This is a genomic window from Pseudomonas sp. FYR_7, from assembly GCF_043106155.1.
Classification (GTDB): Bacteria; Pseudomonadota; Gammaproteobacteria; order Pseudomonadales; family Pseudomonadaceae; genus Aquipseudomonas; species Aquipseudomonas parafulva_B.
The window spans coordinates 82,123-100,686 of record NZ_JBICMI010000051.1 but is presented as its reverse complement, the minus strand read 5'-3'; the positions used below and the strand labels follow the sequence as shown (position 1 = coordinate 100,686).

The following is an 18,564-nucleotide window of genomic DNA, read 5'->3' as shown; positions in this document are numbered from 1 at the left end:
GCGTGAATGCATAGAGGAAAGCATGAGCAAGCAGATTTTGATTCTTCCGGGTGATGGCATTGGTCCTGAAATCATGGCCGAAGCCGTCAAGGTGCTGGAGCTGGCCAATGACAAGTTCCAGCTCGACCTGAGCCTGACCCATGACGTGATCGGTGGCGCAGCCATCGACAAGCACGGGGTGCCGCTGGCCGATGAAACCCTGGAGCGTGCACGCCAGGCCGATGCCGTGCTGCTCGGCGCCGTGGGCGGTCCCAAGTGGGACAAGATCGAGCGTGACATTCGCCCTGAACGCGGCCTGCTGAAGATCCGCTCGCAGCTGGGGCTGTTTGCCAACTTGCGCCCGGCCATTCTCTACCCGCAGCTGGCCGATGCGTCCTCGCTCAAGCCGGAAATCGTCTCTGGCCTGGACATCCTCATCGTGCGCGAGCTGACCGGCGGCATCTACTTCGGTGCCCCACGTGGTCAGCGCGAACTTGAAGGTGGCGAGCGCCAGGCCTACGACACCTTGCCCTACAGCGAAAGCGAAGTGCGGCGCATCGCCCGCGTGGGTTTCGACATGGCGCGGGTGCGTGGCAAGAAGCTGTGCTCGGTGGACAAGGCCAACGTTCTGGCTTCCAGCCAGCTGTGGCGTGAAGTGGTCGAGAGCGTGGCACAGGATTACCCGGATGTGGAACTGAGCCATATGTATGTCGACAACGCGGCGATGCAGCTGGTGCGCGCGCCGAAGCAGTTCGACGTCATGGTGACCGACAACATGTTCGGCGACATTCTGTCGGATGAAGCTTCCATGCTGACCGGTTCCATCGGCATGCTGCCTTCGGCGTCGCTCGATGCCAACAACAAGGGCATGTACGAGCCTTGCCACGGCTCGGCGCCAGACATTGCCGGTGCAGGGATCGCCAACCCGTTGGCCACCATCCTGTCCGTGTCGATGATGCTGCGCTACAGCTTCGACCAGTCGGCTGCCGCCGAGGCCATCGAGCAGGCGGTCAGCCTGGTGCTTGACCAGGGCTTGCGCACTGGCGACATCTTCTCCGAAGGCTGCCGCAAAGTAGGTACGCAGGAAATGGGCGACGCAGTAGTCGCAGCGCTGCGGAATCTGTAATCTCTCTGGCCCGCCATCCCCAATCCCGATGGCGGCCCACTTTTAGCAAAGGTGTAGTTGCGATGAAACGTGTAGGTCTGATCGGTTGGCGCGGCATGGTTGGTTCCGTGCTCATGCAGCGAATGCTGGAGGAGCAGGATTTCGACCTTATCGAGCCCGTGTTCTTCACCACCTCCAATATTGGTGGCCAAGGCCCGAACGTGGGCAAGGATACCGCGCCGCTCAAGGACGCGTATTCCATCGAAGAGCTCAAGACCCTCGACGTGATCCTGACTTGCCAGGGCGGCGACTACACCAATGAAGTGTTTCCCAAGCTGCGCGAAGCAGGCTGGCAGGGCTACTGGATCGATGCGGCCTCGTCTTTGCGCATGCAGGATGATGCAGTCATCGTGCTCGACCCGGTCAACCGCAAGGTCATCGATCACCAGCTCGACGCCGGTACCCGCAACTTCATCGGCGGCAATTGCACGGTCAGCCTGATGCTGATGGGCCTTGGCGGATTGTTCGAAGCCGGTCTGGTGGACTGGATGAGTGCCATGACCTACCAGGCAGCGTCCGGTGCAGGGGCGCAGAACATGCGCGAGCTGATCAAGCAGATGGGCGCCACCCATGCGGCGGTCGCCGATGACCTGGCCAACCCGGCCAGTGCCATCCTCGACATCGACCGCAAAGTGGCCGAGGCCATGCGCAGCGAGGCCTATCCGGCTGAAAACTTCGGCGTCCCCCTGGCCGGCAGCCTGATCCCCTGGATCGACAAGGAATTGCCCAACGGCCAAAGCCGCGAAGAATGGAAGGCGCAGGCCGAAACCAACAAGATTCTGGGTCGCTTCAAGAACCCGATTCCGGTCGATGGCATCTGCGTGCGCATCGGTGCCATGCGTTGCCACAGCCAGGCGCTGACCATCAAGCTGAACAAGGATGTGCCGATCGCCGACATCGAAGGCATGATCAGCCAGCACAATCCTTGGGTGAAGCTGGTGCCCAACCAGCGTGAAATCAGCATGCAGGAACTGACCCCTACCAAGGTGACCGGCACGCTGAATATCCCGGTTGGACGTTTGCGCAAGCTGAACATGGGTTCCCAGTACCTGGGGGCGTTCACGGTGGGTGACCAACTGCTGTGGGGCGCTGCCGAGCCGCTGCGTCGCATGTTGCGGATCCTGCTGGAACGTTGATACAGCCATCTGTACCCGAACCCGCGCTACTTCCAGCGCGGGTTTTTTTTTGCGGCGCGCAGTGCAGGTGGCAGGGGAAGCCTGCGCACAGCTGGCGACTCCCTGCCACGGGTCGGCGTTGGCCTCGGTTGTGTAATGCAGGTAAAGTGCCGCTCCCGTTTCGCCAGAGGCAGCCTGCAATATGAAACCTTCATTCGATATCGCCGTCGTCGGTGCCACCGGCAGCGTCGGTGAGACGTTGGTCCAGATTCTCGAAGAGCTGGATTTCCCGGTCGCCACCCTGCACCTGCTCGCCAGCATCGAGTCGGCGGGCAGTAGCGTGATGTTCGCCGGCAGGAAGCTCAAGGTACGTGAGGTCGAGGGGTTCGATTTTGCGCAGGTCAAGCTGGCGTTCTTTGCAGCCAGTGCCGCGGTCAGTCGCAGCTTCGCCGCCCAGGCTGTGCAAGCGGGCTGCACCGTCATCGACCTGTCCGGTGCCCTGGACAACGCACTGGCTGTCGTTCCAGAAGCCAACGCCGATCAAGTGGCTGGGCTGAAGCTGCCCGCGCTGATCACCAGCCCCTGTTCAGGCGCCGTGGCCGCCGCCGCCGCCCTGGCCCCGATCAAGCATTTGCTGGACATCGAGCATGTTCAGGTGGTGGCGTCTTTGGCAGTGTCGGCTCAAGGCCGTGAGGCGGTCAACGAGCTTGCGCGGCAAACGGCCGAGTTGCTCAATGCCCGCCCGTTGGAACCGCACTTCTTCGACCGCCAGGTCGCCTTCAACGTGTTGGCCCAGGTCGGCAAGGTCGACGAACAGGGCCATACCACCGTGGAGCGGCGCATGGTGCAGGAGCTGCGCGAGCTGTTGGGCCAGCCTGAACTGAGTATTTCAACAAGCTGCATTCAAGTCCCGGTCTTTTTCGGCGATAGCTTCAATGTGGCCGTGCAGTGCCGCCACGCCGTGGATCTGGCGGCCGTCAACCAGGCGTTGGAGGTGGCGCCTGGCATCGAACGGGTAGACCTGGACGATTATCCAACGCCGGTGGGCGACGCAGTCGGGCAGGACGTGGTCTATGTTGGACGTGTACGCCATGGTGTTGATCAAGCGCAGCAGCTCAACCTTTGGCTGACCACCGACAATGTGCGCAAGGGCGCGGCGCTAAACGCTGTGCAGGTGGCGCAATTGTTGATTAAACACGGTCTGTAAAAGATACTGGCAGGCACTTTTGTCCTGCTCTGCCTGCACGTTTCGGGACGATCCATACAAGGGAAGAGTTCATGCTTCGAATCCGCAAACTGGTTCTGGCCATGGCAGCAGCCTCGGCGCTGTCCTCGGGCATGGCCAATGCTCTGGGCCTGGGAGAGCTGACCCTCAAGTCGGCGCAGAACCAGCCCCTGGAGGCCGAGATCGAACTGCTCGATGTGCGAGACCTGACCGCGGCGCAGTTGGCACCGAGCCTGGCCCCGCCTGAGGAATTCGCCAAGGCAGGCGTGAACTTCTCGAGCGCCCTGCAGGACTTGCGCTTCACGCCCGTGATCAACCCCAATGGCCGAAGCGTGCTTCGCGTGACCTCCAGCCAGCCCATGCCGGGGCCAGTGGTCAAGTTCCTGGTGCAGGTGATGTGGCCTCAAGGCCGCCTGTTGCGTGACTACAACGTCCTGCTGGATCAGGCCAAGGCCCAGGGCCCAGAAGCCGCAACAGGCAATGTCGCCGCTGCGACCACCGGCCCTGGCAGCTACACGACCCAGCGCCGCGATACTCTGTGGCAGATCGCAGCGCGTAATGCCCAGGGTGGATCGATCCAGCAAACGATGATCGCGATCCAGGCGCTGAACCCGGATGCGTTCATCGGCAACAACATCAACCAGCTCAAGGTTGGCCAGGTATTGCGCCTGCCCGATCAGCAACAGATCCAGAGCATCGCCCAAGGCGAAGCCAATCGCGAGGTCGCTGAGCAGTACGCGGCTTGGCGCGAGGGGCGTCGCCTGGGGCCGCGTGCCCGCCAGCTCGACGCCACCCGGCGTGGTGCCGCAGACGCCGCGCCCGCTGCCATCGCCCAAGGCGACAACCTGCGTCTGGTCAGCCCCGGCAACCAGCCTGGTGCTGGGCAGGCCAAGGCGCTGAACGACAAGTTGGCAGTGGCGCAGGAAAGCCTGGACACCAGTCGCCGCGACAACGAAGAACTCAAAAGCCGCATGTCCGACCTGCAGAGCCAGTTGGACAAGCTGCAGCGCCTGATCGAGCTCAAGAACGATCAGTTGGCCCGGCTGGAAGCGCAAGGCGCGGCTACCCCTGCGCCAGCAGCGACTGTCCCTGGCGAGCCCGGTCAGCAGGCCCCGGCGCCGTCCCAGGCGGCTGTGCCTGTGACCGATCCGGTGCCGACAGCGAGCCAGCCGACCGTTCCCGATCAACCCGTGATCGCGCCAGCGCCCTCGGTTGCGCCAGACGCTCAACCCGCCGCACAAACCTCGTCGGATAGCACCCTGGACGACGTGCTGGGAAGCCGCTGGTTGCTATGGCTGATCGCCGGTTCTACCGTCTTGGTCCTGGCGCTGCTGCTCTGGCTGCTGGCGCGTAAGCGCAGGGCCCAACAGGAAGCCGAAAAGCATTTGCGCATGGCGCGCGCTTTGGAGGAGGAGCAGATCGAGGGTTTCGATCCAGAGGACGACAGCCTTGATGGCGTAGAAGTCGTGTCCCCGACCGTTACGCTGTCGCCAGCGGCAGTCGCCGCCTCAGCGGCAGCCGCAGCGGCCTCTGAAAAAACGGCTGCACAGCCTGTGCGTGAGCCTGCGGCAGACCCTTATGGGCCATTGTTGGCACAGGCGGACACGTGCATTGCCGAAGGCCGCCTGAACCGCGCCACCGAGCTGCTGGAGCCTGCAGTTGCCAGCGCGCCCAGACGCGATGACCTGCGCTTGAAGTTGATGGAGGTCTATGCCCGCCAAGGTGATCAAAGCGCATTCGCCGAGCAGGAGCGCCAGTTGCCGGCGACGGCCGGGAACACGGCAGAAGTGGCCAGCCTTCGCGAGCGTTACCCGGCGATGTTGGCCCTCGCCGCGGCCGGCGTGGGTGCGGCTGCCTTGGCAGCCAAGCTAGACGAGCAGTATGTGCAAGGGCTGCTCGATGATCAGCCGGGTTCACCGCATGCAGAGCCAGCAGAGTCGGACACACAGGCCGCCGCCGGGCCGGACGCCTTCAACGATATTCCGACGCTCGACACTGCGGCGCTGGATGATCAGGCGCTGGAGGACAACTTCGACTTGAGCCTGGACGACCCTTCTCCCGAACCCGCGACATCGGCTGCCCACCCGGCCGATGAGGCGCTCTCTGCAGGAGGGCAGATGCAAGACCCGGCCGATGCAGACTTCGAAACCTTGCTGGCGCAGGCCAGTGCTGAAGCTCAACCAGCCCAGGACCTGTCCGATTTCGACCTGGACATCGGGGAGCCCGAGGGGGCGGGTGGTCGGGATGACGCTGCGCCAAGTACGGTCGATCCGGTACCGGCTTTCGATCCGGCCACCGATTTCGACCTGCCGGCGGACTTCGACCTGTCCCTGCAGGACGACTCGCCAGGCGCGCAGCAGTTCGCCTCCGAGCTCGATGACGTCAACGCCGAGCTGGACAAGCTTTCACAAAGCCTGGAGTCGCCCTCCCTGGAGCCTCACTTCACTGCCGAGGACGCCGCTGCGCAACCTGAGCTCGAACCGATCGACGACCTGGATTTCGATTTCTTTTCCGGAGCCGACGAAGTGGCCACCAAGCTCGATCTGGCCCGCGCCTACATCGATATGGGTGATCACCAGGGCGCCCGCGACATCCTCGATGAAGTGGTCAAGGATGGCGATGAGCGTCAGCGCGAAGAAGCAGAGGACATGCTTTCGCGTCTGGTCTAGGCCCTCGCGTGAAGCCCTTGGGTTGTAACGCGTGAACCTGATGGCAGCCCTGAACGGCTGCCATTGTCGTTATAATCCCCGGCATTTGGTTCACCAACAGGTTGCAGATTCTTGGACATCATCGACACCGCCTCGGCCGAATCCGCTGCCGAAGGCTGCACGCGCATCGCCCTGGGTGTGGAATACAAGGGCGCCCGCTACCGCGGCTGGCAACGTCAGGCCAGCGGCGTGCCCAGCGTTCAGCAAGCGTTGGAACAGGCACTTTCCAAAGTGGCCAACGAACCCATTTCAGTCGTCTGTGCTGGGCGTACCGATGCCGGCGTGCATGGCTGTGGGCAGGTCGTGCACTTCGACACCCGAGCGGTGCGTGATGAACGTGCCTGGACCATGGGCACCAATTTCAACTTGCCCCATGACATCAGCGTCGTGTGGTCCAGGCCCATGCCTGCCGATTTTCATGCGCGGTTCAAGGCTTGTGCCAGGCGCTATCGCTACGTGATTTACAACGACCCGATTCGGCCTGCTCACCTGGCCGAGGAGGTGACCTGGAATCATCGCCCGCTCGACGTCGAGCGCATGGCCCAGGCTGCCTCAAGTTTGCTTGGCACCCATGATTTCAGCGCGTTCCGCGCTAGCCAGTGTCAGGCCAAGTCGCCGATCAAGCACATTTACCACCTGCGGGTGACGCGTCACGGGCAGATGATCGTGCTGGATGTCCGGGCTACCGCCTTCCTGCATCACATGGTGCGCAACATTGCTGGCGTGCTGATGGCTATCGGCGCAGGGGAGCGGCCGGTTGAGTGGGCGCGCCAGGTGCTGGAGGGACGGGACCGCCGCGAAGGTGGCGTCACGGCCCACCCCTACGGGCTTTACCTGGTCCAGGTGGAGTACCCGGAGGCGTTTGCGCTGCCTGAGCGTTACATTGGCCCACACTTTCTGACGGGCTACGATGCATTGGCGGACTGACGCACGAAGCGCCATTTGCTAAGATTCCGCCTTTGACCGCGCAAACAGGTGGCTGCCCATGAGCATCGTTCGCAGTAAAATCTGCGGGATCACCCGCATCGAAGACGCTCTTGCAGCTGCCGAGGCCGGCGCCGATGCCATCGGGCTGGTCTTCTATGCCAAGAGCCCGCGTGCCGTGAGCGTACAGCAGGCGCGTGCCATCATTGCCGAGCTGCCGCCCTTCGTGACCACGGTCGGGTTGTTCGTCAATGCCACGCGTTGCGAGCTGAGCGAAATACTCGAAGCGGTGCCCCTGGATCTTTTGCAGTTCCATGGTGATGAAACCCCGCACGATTGCGCAGGCCATCACCGGCCGTGGATCAAGGCACTGCGAGTACGTCCGGATGACGACCTGAAGCTTGCGTGCCGGCAATATGCTGGCGCATCCGGTATCTTGCTGGACACCTTCGTGCCGGGTGTGCCTGGGGGCACGGGCGAAGCGTTCGACTGGTCACTGGTGCCTGCCGACCTGGGCAAGCCGATCATCCTGGCCGGTGGCCTGTCGGCGGACAACGTCGGGCAGGCGATCGCCCAGGTGCGCCCGTACGCGGTCGATGTCAGCGGCGGGGTCGAGCAAGCCAAGGGCATCAAGGATGCGGCCAGAATAGAAGCATTCGTACGCGCGGTGAAACAGGCTTGAGCAGATGTGACGGCAGGCAGCGTGCCATCGTCCATAGCTATCTCAGCCCGTGGGCCGGCTGGCCCCGCGTGGGGCGGTCAACCGAATTGTTCAGGGTGGCGCGGCAGGGGTACTGAACCCGGGTCGCCGTTTCACCCACGTTTTAAGCATTTGAGCTCAAAAGGGAAGGGCAGGCCGGCTACGCTGGTCCCCTCCCGCCGATACTGGAGAAAGAAAGCATGAGCAACTGGTTAGTCGACAAACTGATCCCTTCCATCATGCGTTCCGAGGTGAAGAAGAGCTCGGTACCTGAAGGCCTGTGGCACAAATGCCCGTCCTGTGAGGCCGTGCTGTACCGTCCGGAGCTGGAAAAGACCCTGGACGTATGCCCCAAGTGCAACCACCACATGCGCATCGGCGCACGTGCTCGCATCGATATCTTCCTGGATGCCGAGGGCCGTGCCGAGCTGGGTGCCGACCTGGAGCCGGTCGACCGGTTGAAGTTCCGCGACAGCAAGAAGTACAAGGACCGCCTGACCGGCGCGCAGAAACAGACCGGTGAAAAGGACGCCCTGATCTCCATGAGCGGCACCCTGATGGGCATGCCGATCGTGGTCAGTGCATTCGAATTCTCCTTCATGGGCGGTTCCATGGGTGCCATCGTCGGCGAGCGCTTCGTGCGCGCAGCCAACTATGCCCTGGAGCATCGCTGCCCAATGGTGTGTTTCTCGGCTTCCGGCGGTGCCCGCATGCAGGAAGCGCTGATCTCGCTGATGCAGATGGCCAAGACCTCTGCCGTGCTGGCGCGTCTGCGTGAAGAAGGCATCCCGTTCATCTCGGTACTGACCGACCCGGTCTACGGTGGCGTGTCCGCCAGCCTGGCGATGCTGGGCGATGTCATCGTTGGCGAACCCAAGGCCCTGATCGGCTTTGCCGGCCCGCGCGTCATCGAGCAGACCGTACGCGAGAAGCTGCCTGAAGGCTTCCAGCGCAGCGAATTCCTGCTGGAGCACGGTGCCATCGACCTGATCATCTCTCGTGGCGACCTGCGTCCACGGCTGGCGCGCCTGCTGGCCCAGATGACCGGCCAGCAGACGCCGGTCGAAGCCCTCGAGGCGGCTGCGGTCGCGTGATGACCCAACGGACCCTTGGCGAGTGGCTCGCCTATCTTGAGCAGTTGCACCCCTCGGCCATCGACATGGGGCTGGAGCGGTCGCAGGCGGTGCTGGCGCGCCTGGCGTTGGGCAAGCTTGCCCCACGTGTGGTGACGGTAACGGGCACCAACGGCAAGGGGTCGACCTGCGCGTTCCTCGCTTCGCTGCTGCGTGCCCAGGGGTTGAAGGTTGGCGTGTACAGCTCGCCGCACTTGCTGCGCTACAACGAGCGGGTGATCATCGACGGCGTCGAAGCCAGCGATGCGCAGTTGTGCGAGGCGTTCGCAGCGGTCGAGGCGGCGCGCGGCGAAATCTCCCTGACCTATTTCGAGATGGGTACCCTGGCGGCGTTCTGGCTGTTCGAGCGTTCGCAGCTCGACGCAGTGGTGCTGGAAGTCGGGCTGGGCGGGCGGTTGGACACGGTGAATGTCGTGGACGCCGACATCGCGCTGGTGACCAGCATCGGGGTCGACCACATCGATTACCTGGGCGATACCCGCGAGCAGGTGGCCTTCGAGAAGGCCGGTATCTTCCGTGCCGGCAAGCCTGCGCTCTGTGGCGACCTCGATCCACCCCAGCCGCTCCTGGACAAGGCCAGCGAACTGGCGGCCCCGCTGCGGTTGCGGGGTCGCGACTTCGACCTTCAGGTGGCCGAGCATGGCTGGAGCTGGTACGGGACGTCCGGCGAAGGTGAAAAAGTCGCCTTGATGGACCTGCCCCTGCTGGACCTGCCCATGGAAAACGCAGCCTTGGCCCTGCAAGCCTACCTGCTGAGCGGCCTGCCCTGGAGCCCTGCGCAGCTGAGCCAGGCATTGGTCCAGACGCGCATCACGGGTCGTCTCGACCGGCGCGTGATCCACTGGCGTGGCGTCGCGGTGGAGCTGCTGCTGGATGTGGGGCATAACCCACATGCAGCGCAGTACCTGGCCCGGCGTCTGGCATCCCGACCACTGATCGGTCGGCGTCTGGCCGTGTTCGGCTTGCTTTGCGACAAGGACCTCGAGGGTGTGATTGCGTCCTTGCATCCCTTGGTCGATGAGTGGGCCGTTGCGCCGCTTGCCACCCCGCGTACCCGGCCCGCCGCGCAATTGGCAGAGGCCCTGACGAACCTCGGCGCCACGGTGAAGTCTTATGCCAGCGTCGACGCTGCCCTGGAGGGGCAGTGCGCGAACGCCACGGCAGATGATCAGATCCTGCTGTTCGGTTCGTTTTTCTGTGTCGCTCAGGCGCTGGAATGGTTGCAGCGGCATCCCCAGGAGGGTGGGATAGATGGCAGTGCTGGATAAAGGAATGAAGCAGCGCATGATCGGTGCGCTGGTGCTGGTGGCGCTGGCGGTGATTTTCCTGCCGATGCTGTTTTCGCGGCAGGATGAAATGCGTGAGGTGCATGTCGATGCCCCAAAAGCGCCTGCTGCACCGTCGCTGCCTGAAGTAAAGGTCGACCCTGTTGCCGTGCCAGAACCCCAGGCCTTGCCGGAGCAAGCGGACCCGTCGCCGGTGGTGGTAGACGAGTCGTCCGCGCCTGCGCGTGCGCCCAGCCAACCCATCACGCCGTCGCCGCAGACACAGCAGGCCCAGCCTGCTCCGGCGGCCGTGGCCAAGGCCGAGCCCAAGGCGCCGGCCGCTTCTGCGCCAGCTGCGACGTCGACCAAAGCTGCCGCGTCGTCCAAACTCGACGCCAACGGCCTGCCGGTCAGTTGGTCGATCCAGTTGGCGAGCCTGTCCAACCGGGCAGGCGCCGAGAAGCTTCAGCAGACCTTGCGTAGCCAAGGCTACAACGCCTATATCCGTGCGGCCGGTGGCATGAACCGGGTGTATGTCGGCCCGCTTATCGAGCGTGCCGACGCCGAGCGCACCCGCGATGCCATCAACCGCCAGAACAGCCTCAAGGGCTTTGTCGTGCGCTTCCAGCCGGAACGCAGCTGAAGGCGAGGGGCGGCATCACCGTCCCGTGCCAGGCAGCGAGCCTGCGGGCGGTGCCCTGCAGGCTCGCTGTGCTGGCTGGATCATCCACTGACATTCCGCTTACCCAAGCCCTCGTCGCTCTGGTAAAATCCGCCGCCTCAACGATCTGCAGGCAGCACCGTGGCATTTACCCTGGTTGATTGGGCGATCATTGCGATCATCGCCGTCTCCACACTGATCAGTCTCAAACGCGGCTTCGTCAAGGAAGCCCTGTCCTTGCTCATCTGGATCATTGCCGGTGCGGTGGCGTGGATGTTCGGTGGCTCGCTTTCGGTGTACCTGGAAAGCTATATCCAGACGCCCTCCATGCGCGTGATCGCAGGCTGCGGTATCTTGTTCGTCGCCACCTTGCTGGTGGGGGCGATGCTCAACTTTCTCATCGGCGAACTGATTCGTGTCACCGGCCTGTCGGGCACCGATCGTTTTCTGGGCATGGTCTTCGGCGCCGCCAGGGGCGGCCTGCTGGTGGTCGTGGCACTCGGGCTGCTGAGCCTGGGGCCGGTTCAACAAGACACGTGGTGGCAGGAGTCTCGCCTGATACCCCGGTTTCTACTGGTAGCCGACTGGTCCAAAAACCTGGTTGTGGGCTTCACCAGCCAATGGATGTCCGGCGGAGCGATCAGTACACCGTCTGATCTTCCGTTCAAGGAGCAGCTGCTCGGGCCGACCCGGCCTTGAGCGCTATTCACTCAAGTTTCATCAAAGTAGGGGTTGCGTCGCATGTGTGGCATCGTCGGTATCGTCGGTAAGTCGAACGTCAATCAGGCGCTGTATGACGCGCTTACGGTCCTCCAGCACCGCGGCCAGGACGCTGCCGGTATCGTGACCAGCCATGACGGCCGGTTGTTCCTGCGCAAGGATAATGGCCTGGTGCGCGATGTGTTCCAGCAGCGCCACATGCAACGCCTGGTGGGGAGCATCGGCATCGGCCATGTGCGCTACCCGACGGCGGGCAGCTCGACCTCCGCCGAGGCCCAGCCGTTCTACGTCAACTCGCCCTACGGCATCACCCTGGCCCACAACGGCAACCTCACCAACGTCGAGCAGTTGGCCAAGGAGATCTACGAGTCGGACCTGCGTCACGTCAACACCAACTCCGATTCCGAAGTGCTGCTCAACGTATTCGCCCATGAGCTGGCCGTGCGCGGCAAGTTGCAGCCTAGCGAAGAGGACGTGTTCGCCGCGGTCTCCCATGTACACAGCCGTTGCGTCGGCGGTTACGCTGTCGTTGCCATGATCACCGGCTACGGCATCGTCGGTTTCCGCGATCCCAACGGTATCCGCCCGGTCGTCTTCGGTCAGCGCCACACCGACGAAGGCGTGGAGTACATGATTGCTTCGGAAAGCGTTGCGCTCGACGTGCTCGGCTTCACCCTGATTCGCGACCTGGCGCCAGGCGAGGCGGTCTACATCACCGAAGAAGGTCAGCTGTACACCAAGCAGTGTGCCGAGGCGCCGAAACTGCAGCCCTGCATTTTCGAACACGTCTACCTGGCCCGCCCGGACTCGATCATGGACGGTGTCTCGGTGTACAAGGCGCGTCTGCGCATGGGCGAGAAGCTCGCCGACAAGATCCAGCGCGAACGCCCGGACCACGGCATCGACGTGGTCATCCCCATTCCGGACACCAGCCGCACGGCCGCGCTTGAGTTGGCCAACCACCTGGGCGTGAAATTCCGCGAAGGCTTCGTCAAGAACCGCTACATCGGCCGCACCTTCATCATGCCGGGCCAGGCTGCCCGCAAGAAGTCGGTCCGCCAGAAGCTCAATGCCATCGAGCTTGAGTTCCGCGGCAAGAACGTCATGCTGGTTGACGACTCCATCGTGCGCGGCACCACCTGCAAGCAGATCATCCAGATGGCGCGCGAGGCCGGCGCCAAGAATGTCTATTTCTGCTCCGCAGCCCCTGCAGTGCGCTACCCCAACGTCTACGGCATCGACATGCCGAGCGCTCACGAACTGATCGCCCACAACCGTACCACCGAGCAGGTGGCCGAGTTGATTGGCGCCGACTGGCTGGTCTACCAGGACCTGCCTGACCTGATCGATTCGGTCGGTGGCGGCAAGATCAAGATCGAGCACTTCGATTGCGCGGTATTCAACGGTGAGTACGTCACTGGCGATATCGACGAAGCCTACCTTGACCGCATCGAGCAGGCCCGCAATGACCTGGCCAAGGTCAAGACGCAGGCGGTCAGCGCAATCATCGACCTCTACAACAACTGATTTCAGGGAGCGATGGCATGACCGATCAATGGGATGCCGGGCGACTGGACAGCGACCTGGAGGGTGTCGGCTTCGACACCCTGGCAGTGCGCGCCGGTCAGTGCCGTTCACCGGAGGCCGAGCACAGCGAAGCGCTGTTCCTGACCTCCAGCTACGTGTTCCGTACAGCTGCCGATGCGGCTGCGCGTTTTGCCGGTGAAACCCCGGGCAATGTCTATTCGCGCTATACCAACCCGACCGTACGGGCATTCGAAGAGCGCCTGGCGGCGATGGAGGGTGCCGAGCAGGCCGTGGCCACCTCCACCGGCATGGCGTCGATTCTGGCCGTGGTCATGTCGCTGTGCAGTGCAGGCGACCACGTACTGGTCTCTCAGAGCGTGTTCGGGTCGACCATCAGCCTGTTCGAGAAGTATTTCAAGCGCTTCGGCTTGCAGGTGGACTACGTGCCGTTGGTCGATCTTGCCGGCTGGGAGCAGGCCATACAGGCCAATACCAAGCTGCTGATCGTCGAGTCGCCGTCCAACCCACTGGCCGAATTGGTCGATATCGCTGCGCTCAGCGAAATCGCCCATGCCCGTGGGGCCATGCTGGTGGTCGACAACTGCTTCAGCACACCGGCCTTGCAGCAACCGCTCAAACTCGGTGCCGACATCGTCTTCCACTCCGCCACCAAGTTCATCGATGGCCAAGGCCGCTGCATGGGCGGTGCAGTGGCAGGCCGTGCCGAACAGATGAAGGAAGTGGTCGGTTTCCTGCGCACGGCAGGCCCGACGCTCAGCCCATTCAACGCGTGGGTATTCACCAAGGGCCTGGAGACGCTGCGTCTGCGTATGCGGGCTCACTGCGAGAGTGCTCAGGCACTGGCGCAATGGCTGGAACAGCAGGACGGTATTGAAAAAGTGCATTACGCCGGCCTACCAAGCCATCCGCAGCACGAATTGGCCAAGCGCCAGATGAGTGGCTTCGGCGCTGTGGTGAGCTTCGAAGTCAAGGGCGGCAAGGAAGGGGCCTGGCGCTTCATCGATGCTACACGGGTCGTTTCGATCACCACCAACCTGGGTGACAGCAAGACCACCATCGCTCATCCGGCCACCACCTCCCACGGCCGCCTGACGCCCCAGGAACGTGCGGCTGCCGGCATCCGCGACAGCCTGATTCGTGTGGCCGTAGGCTTGGAAGACGTGGCGGATCTGCAGGCCGACCTGGCGCGTGGACTGGCGGCATTGTGATCGAAATTGGTCTCAACACGCCCGGCCACAACGGCCGGGTCGCTTTGGTCACCGGTGCTGCGCGCGGTATCGGCCTTGGCATCGCCGCCTGGCTGATCTGCGAAGGTTGGCAGGTGGTGCTCAGTGACCTCGACCGCCAGCGGGGGGCGAAAGCGGCCAAGGCCCTGGGGGATAACGCCTGGTTCATCACCATGGATGTGGCAGATGAGTCCCAGGTCAGTGCCGGGGTGTCCGAGGTGCTCGGGCAATTCGGCAGGCTTGACGCGCTGGTGTGCAATGCTGCGATTGCCAACCCCCACAGCCAGACGCTTGAAAGCCTGAGCCTGGCTCAATGGAACCGCGTGCTGGCCGTCAATCTCAATGGCCCGATGCTGCTGGCCAAGCACTGTGCGCCTTACCTGCGCGCGCACAATGGCGCCATCGTCAACCTGACGTCCACGCGGGCGCGGCAGTCCGAGCCTGACACTGAAGCTTATGCCGCCAGCAAAGGGGGCCTTGTGGCACTCACCCATGCGCTGGCCATCAGCCTGGGCCCGGAGATTCGTGTCAACGCCGTGAGCCCGGGGTGGATCGATGCCCGGGATCCCTCTCAGCGCCGTGCCGAGCCGTTGAGCAATGCTGACCACGCCCAGCACCCCACCGGTCGCGTGGGCACCGTCGAGGACGTTGCAGCGATGGTCGCCTGGCTGCTGTCCCGGCAAGCAGCGTTCGTGACCGGTCAGGAGTTCGTGGTCGACGGCGGCATGACCCGCAAGATGATTTACACCTGAAGGCCCTTTTGGACAGACCAGAAGAGGAGGGGACCGCAAGGTCCCTTTTTCGTGCCCGGGCTTGGCTGGGCACAAATCAAGGTGTGCTCGGCTTTGCACTGGGTTAGCGTTAGCCGCACCTGCGAGTTGGAAAAAAACTCAACAGGGCTATTGACTTAGCGTCGTCACCTGCGTAAATTTCGCGGCCTCAGCGAAGCAAACGCAACACGTTACATCGCGAGGGTGATTAGCTCAGCCGGGAGAGCATCTGCCTTACAAGCAGAGGGTCGGCGGTTCGATCCCGTCATCACCCACCACTTCCTGAGATGTTCCTGACGCTCAAGGCTTCGCAAGAAGCTAACAGCCAGAGAGGAATGCACTGCGCAGCGGTAGTTCAGTCGGTTAGAATACCGGCCTGTCACGCCGGGGGTCGCGGGTTCGAGTCCCGTCCGCTGCGCCATTTTGATTAACAGATGGGTGCTTGTCGCCGGTCTGAAGCCACAAGGTCCAGCACCTTGGGCTGACCCAGTTTCAATCGGGCGCAAGCCTGAACGATACGCAGCGGTAGTTCAGTCGGTTAGAATACCGGCCTGTCACGCCGGGGGTCGCGGGTTCGAGTCCCGTCCGCTGCGCCATCTTCGCTCCAAGGTCCCTAGAACACCTTGAGGCACCCATGAACGAATGGTCATTGCACCGTTTTTCATGCCTTCCCCCAGCTTATCTGGTGGGTAGACCCAAGTTTCAATCGGGCGTAAGCCTGAATGATACGCAGCGGTAGTTCAGTCGGTTAGAATACCGGCCTGTCACGCCGGGGGTCGCGGGTTCGAGTCCCGTCCGCTGCGCCATCTTCGCTCCAAGGGCCTTTGAACACCTTGGCGCTACGTGAAAGCGACCTTCGGGTCGCTTTTTGCGTTTTTGGCGTTTGCCGTATTTACCTTGCCGCCTGCATGAAACCTTGCGGGTACTTCACCGACCAGTGGTTCCTGTACCTGGCTGCTGTGTTGCACAATAGGCACCTTCTTGAAATACCCGGAACCCTCGATGACAAGATCTTCCGTTTCTGGTGCGCTCGTGCTGGCCGCCCTGTTGGCCGTACTGAGCGGTTGTGCGTCCAAGAAACCTGCGGTGTACGAGCATGAGAACTTCGATGACTCAGGCACGTTCTCGCGCAGCTTTCCCGTAGGTGATGCCAACTCCTGCGAAGCGGCCCGCCGTGCGTTGCTCAGCCAAGGCTATATCATCACCAGCAGCGGCCCCAACCAGGTGGTCGGCAACAAGAGCTTCCAGCAGAACAGCGATAACCACCTGCAGATCAGCTTCAACGTCACGTGTGCCCCGGATGCGAGCGACGAACAGCACTCGACCATGTTCGCCAATGCCCTGCAGGACCGCTATGCCCTGAAAAAGTCCAATACATCGGCAAGCTTGGGCGTAGGGGTGCTGGGTTCGGTGTCGATGCCGATTGGCTCGAGCGATGACTCGATGGTGAAAGTCGCCAGTGAGACAGTCACGGCCGCGCAGTTTTACGACCGCTACTTCGCGTTGGTGGAAAGTTACCTGCCCAAGCCCAAGCCCAAGCCCAAGGCGCAATCGTTGAGCCAGCCCAAGGCCGAACAACCCGCGCCGAAGACCGAGAAGCCTGCGGTGGAACTGGGCTTGCCGGAGCAGGCTGCGGCCAGCCCGGCGCCGGTACCGGTCGAGGCTGCACCGGCTGCGCCAGACACGGCCCCCAAGGACGGTGCCTCACCCGCCGCGTTCGCGCCCGACCAGCAGACTGTCCAGGCACCTGCCAGTGGGGATCAACTGAGCTCGCAGCCCGTCGCGCCTCCCGCCGATGCAGCACCCATCGAGGTGCAGCAGGCTGAGCCGGTCACGCCAGCCCCGCAGGATCAAACGGCCCCTCAAGGCCAGCCCTCGACGCCATGAGTCTGCAGGGCCGGTGCCGCCACGATTCGGGCGTCGAGGCGGCCAGGCCCTAGCCAGGTTTGACAGACCGGTCGATCAGCGGCACGCCGCTGAGTTCTTGCAGCGCTTGGAACGTGATTTGCGCGCAAATCTCGACCACTTCGAGCCCCGCTGGTGTCACGTCCATTACCGCGAGGTCCGTGTAGATGCGGCTCACGCAACCAATGCCTGTCAGCGGGTAGGTGCATTTGCTCACCAGTTTGCTTTCGCCGGTTTTGGTCAGGTGGTCCATCATCACGAACACCTGTCGGGCGCCGGTGGCCAGGTCCATCGCGCCGCCCACTGCCGGGATCGACCCCTCGGCGCCGGTGTGCCAGTTAGCCAGGTCGCCGTTTACGGAAACCTGGAAAGCGCCGAGCACGGCGATGTCCAGATGCCCACCGCGCATCATCGAAAATGAATCGGCATGGTGGAAATAGGCGCCACCGGTCAGCAGCGTCACATGCTGCTTGCCAGCGTTGATCAAGTCATCGTCCTCCTCGCCTGGCGCAGGGCTTGGGCCCATGCCCAGTACACCATTTTCACTGTGCAGGAACACTTCCTTGTCGCCCAGGTAGTTGGCGACCAGGGTGGGTGCGCCGATACCCAGGTTGACGTAGGCACCTTCCTCGATGTCGGCTGCAACGCGCTGGGCCATTGCCTCACGCGAGCGTCGTTGGGTGATGGTCATGGACGGGCCTCAGAATGGGTGATTGGATGGGCGGCGTCCGGGACCGCCACCACGCGTTGCACGAAGATGCCCGGTGTGACGATATGCTCCGGGTCCAGCTCACCCAGCGCGACGATCTGGTCGACCTGGACGATTGCAGTCTTGGCAGCCATGGCCATGATCGGTCCGAAATTGCGGGCGGCCTTGCGGTAGATCAGGTTGCCCCAGCGATCACCCTTGTGCGCCTTGATCAAGGCGAAATCGGCATGCAACGGCATCTCCAGTACGTACTGGCGACCGTCGATCTCCCGCGTTTCCTTGCCTTCGGCGAGCAAGGTGCCATAGCCGGTGGGTGAAAAGAAGGCGCCGATGCCAGAGCCTGCCGCGCGAATGCGCTCGGCCAGGTTACCTTGCGGTACGACCTCCAGCTCGATCTTGCCAGCCCGGTACAAGGCGTCGAAAACATACGAGTCGGATTGGCGCGGGAACGAACAGATGATCTTGCGCACGCGTGCGGCCTTGAGCAATGCAGCGAGGCCGGTGTCGCCGTTGCCAGCATTGTTGCTGATGATGGTCAGGTCGCGTGCACCCGTGGCGATCAACCCGTCTATGAGCTCAGAGGGCATGCCAGCGGTACCGAAGCCGCCGACTAGCAGGGTCGAGCCATCGGTGATGCCCGCCACGGCGCTGGCAATGGTTGCATGGGTCTTGTCGATCAAGGCGTAGCTCCCGTCGATGCTTTTAAAAATGCCATCGTGCAGTGCACGATGCGCCCAGCACTGGCTGGCGCTTGATGGGGGATGAACGTGAGCTAGCTTGCCGCAAGCCGGGCCATGGGCGCAGTGGTCAA

At 63.0% G+C, this 18,564-nt stretch carries 16 protein-coding genes and 4 tRNA genes; 18 read left to right on the top strand and 2 right to left on the bottom strand.

Annotation, left to right across the window (positions count from 1 at the left end; translation table 11 throughout):
- The first annotated feature begins 22 nt into the window (after window positions 1–22).
- The 18 genes from leuB (at window position 23) to ACF8R3_RS13215 (ending at window position 17,026) form a co-directional block, all read left to right on the top strand.
- Window positions 23–1,105, top strand: coding sequence for a 3-isopropylmalate dehydrogenase (leuB, locus tag ACF8R3_RS13300; protein WP_023535973.1), 1,083 nt, complete (start codon window positions 23–25; stop codon window positions 1,103–1,105).
- 62 nt (window positions 1,106–1,167) lie between these two features.
- On the top strand, window positions 1,168–2,280 hold the full coding sequence (gene asd / locus ACF8R3_RS13295) for an aspartate-semialdehyde dehydrogenase (protein ID WP_058637677.1): 1,113 nt from the start codon (window positions 1,168–1,170) through the stop codon (window positions 2,278–2,280).
- Window positions 2,281–2,461: 181 nt separating this feature from the next.
- A complete protein-coding gene (locus tag ACF8R3_RS13290) occupies window positions 2,462–3,466 on the top strand; it encodes an aspartate-semialdehyde dehydrogenase (protein WP_078478227.1) in 1,005 nt (334 codons plus the stop codon).
- A gap of 71 nt (window positions 3,467–3,537) precedes the next feature.
- The gene (locus ACF8R3_RS13285) at window positions 3,538–6,153 is read left to right on the top strand and encodes a FimV/HubP family polar landmark protein (protein ID WP_392515707.1); all 2,616 of its coding nucleotides are present in this window, start codon (window positions 3,538–3,540) and stop codon (window positions 6,151–6,153) included.
- 111 nt (window positions 6,154–6,264) lie between these two features.
- On the top strand, window positions 6,265–7,119 hold the full coding sequence (gene truA, locus ACF8R3_RS13280) for a tRNA pseudouridine(38-40) synthase TruA (RefSeq protein ID WP_058605539.1): 855 nt from the start codon (window positions 6,265–6,267) through the stop codon (window positions 7,117–7,119).
- A gap of 58 nt (window positions 7,120–7,177) precedes the next feature.
- Window positions 7,178–7,798: a phosphoribosylanthranilate isomerase gene (locus ACF8R3_RS13275; protein ID WP_145256428.1), complete on the top strand. Its 621-nt coding sequence runs from the start codon at window positions 7,178–7,180 to the stop codon at window positions 7,796–7,798.
- A gap of 218 nt (window positions 7,799–8,016) precedes the next feature.
- On the top strand, window positions 8,017–8,910 hold the full coding sequence (gene accD, locus ACF8R3_RS13270) for an acetyl-CoA carboxylase, carboxyltransferase subunit beta (RefSeq protein ID WP_058605537.1): 894 nt from the start codon (window positions 8,017–8,019) through the stop codon (window positions 8,908–8,910).
- Window positions 8,910–10,217, top strand: a complete 1,308-nt coding sequence (gene folC, locus ACF8R3_RS13265) for a bifunctional tetrahydrofolate synthase/dihydrofolate synthase (RefSeq protein WP_058637673.1) — start codon at window positions 8,910–8,912, stop codon at window positions 10,215–10,217. Before accD ends, folC begins: the two co-directional genes overlap by 1 nt.
- Complete coding sequence (locus ACF8R3_RS13260; protein WP_058637672.1) at window positions 10,201–10,857, top strand: SPOR domain-containing protein; 657 nt, start codon at window positions 10,201–10,203, stop codon at window positions 10,855–10,857. Before folC ends, ACF8R3_RS13260 begins: the two co-directional genes overlap by 17 nt.
- 159 nt (window positions 10,858–11,016) lie before the next feature.
- Complete coding sequence (locus ACF8R3_RS13255) at window positions 11,017–11,574, top strand: CvpA family protein (RefSeq protein ID WP_058605534.1); 558 nt, start codon at window positions 11,017–11,019, stop codon at window positions 11,572–11,574.
- Window positions 11,575–11,616: 42 nt separating this feature from the next.
- The gene (gene purF, locus ACF8R3_RS13250; protein WP_392515706.1) at window positions 11,617–13,122 is read left to right on the top strand and encodes an amidophosphoribosyltransferase; all 1,506 of its coding nucleotides are present in this window, start codon (window positions 11,617–11,619) and stop codon (window positions 13,120–13,122) included.
- Window positions 13,123–13,139: 17 nt separating this feature from the next.
- Complete coding sequence (locus ACF8R3_RS13245) at window positions 13,140–14,351, top strand: O-succinylhomoserine sulfhydrylase (protein ID WP_027916499.1); 1,212 nt, start codon at window positions 13,140–13,142, stop codon at window positions 14,349–14,351.
- Entirely contained in the window at window positions 14,348–15,121 is a 774-nt protein-coding gene (locus tag ACF8R3_RS13240; RefSeq protein WP_058605532.1) for an SDR family oxidoreductase, read from the top strand. The genes ACF8R3_RS13245 and ACF8R3_RS13240 overlap by 4 nt, the downstream gene beginning before the upstream one ends.
- A gap of 220 nt (window positions 15,122–15,341) precedes the next feature.
- A tRNA-Val gene (locus tag ACF8R3_RS13235) sits at window positions 15,342–15,417 on the top strand.
- Between the two features lie 66 nt (window positions 15,418–15,483).
- Window positions 15,484–15,560: transfer RNA gene (locus ACF8R3_RS13230), tRNA-Asp, on the top strand.
- A 98-nt stretch (window positions 15,561–15,658) separates the two neighbouring features.
- A tRNA-Asp gene (locus tag ACF8R3_RS13225) sits at window positions 15,659–15,735 on the top strand.
- 133 nt (window positions 15,736–15,868) lie between these two features.
- A tRNA-Asp gene (locus ACF8R3_RS13220) sits at window positions 15,869–15,945 on the top strand.
- A gap of 196 nt (window positions 15,946–16,141) precedes the next feature.
- Window positions 16,142–17,026: a DUF2242 domain-containing protein gene (locus ACF8R3_RS13215; protein WP_196126093.1), complete on the top strand. Its 885-nt coding sequence runs from the start codon at window positions 16,142–16,144 to the stop codon at window positions 17,024–17,026.
- 49 nt (window positions 17,027–17,075) lie between these two features.
- On the opposite strand, the gene ACF8R3_RS13210 is transcribed toward ACF8R3_RS13215, so the two are convergent.
- Together ACF8R3_RS13210 and ACF8R3_RS13205 are read right to left on the bottom strand one after the other, a co-directional pair.
- Window positions 17,076–17,735 carry a 3-oxoacid CoA-transferase subunit B gene (locus tag ACF8R3_RS13210; protein WP_058637669.1) on the bottom strand — a complete coding sequence of 220 codons (660 nt, stop codon included), beginning with the start codon at window positions 17,733–17,735 and terminating at the stop codon, window positions 17,076–17,078.
- Window positions 17,732–18,433 (bottom strand): 3-oxoacid CoA-transferase subunit A, encoded by a 702-nt coding sequence (locus ACF8R3_RS13205; protein ID WP_058637668.1) that lies wholly within the window; start codon window positions 18,431–18,433, stop codon window positions 17,732–17,734. Before ACF8R3_RS13205 ends, ACF8R3_RS13210 begins: the two co-directional genes overlap by 4 nt.
- Window positions 18,434–18,564: the final 131 nt, after the last annotated feature.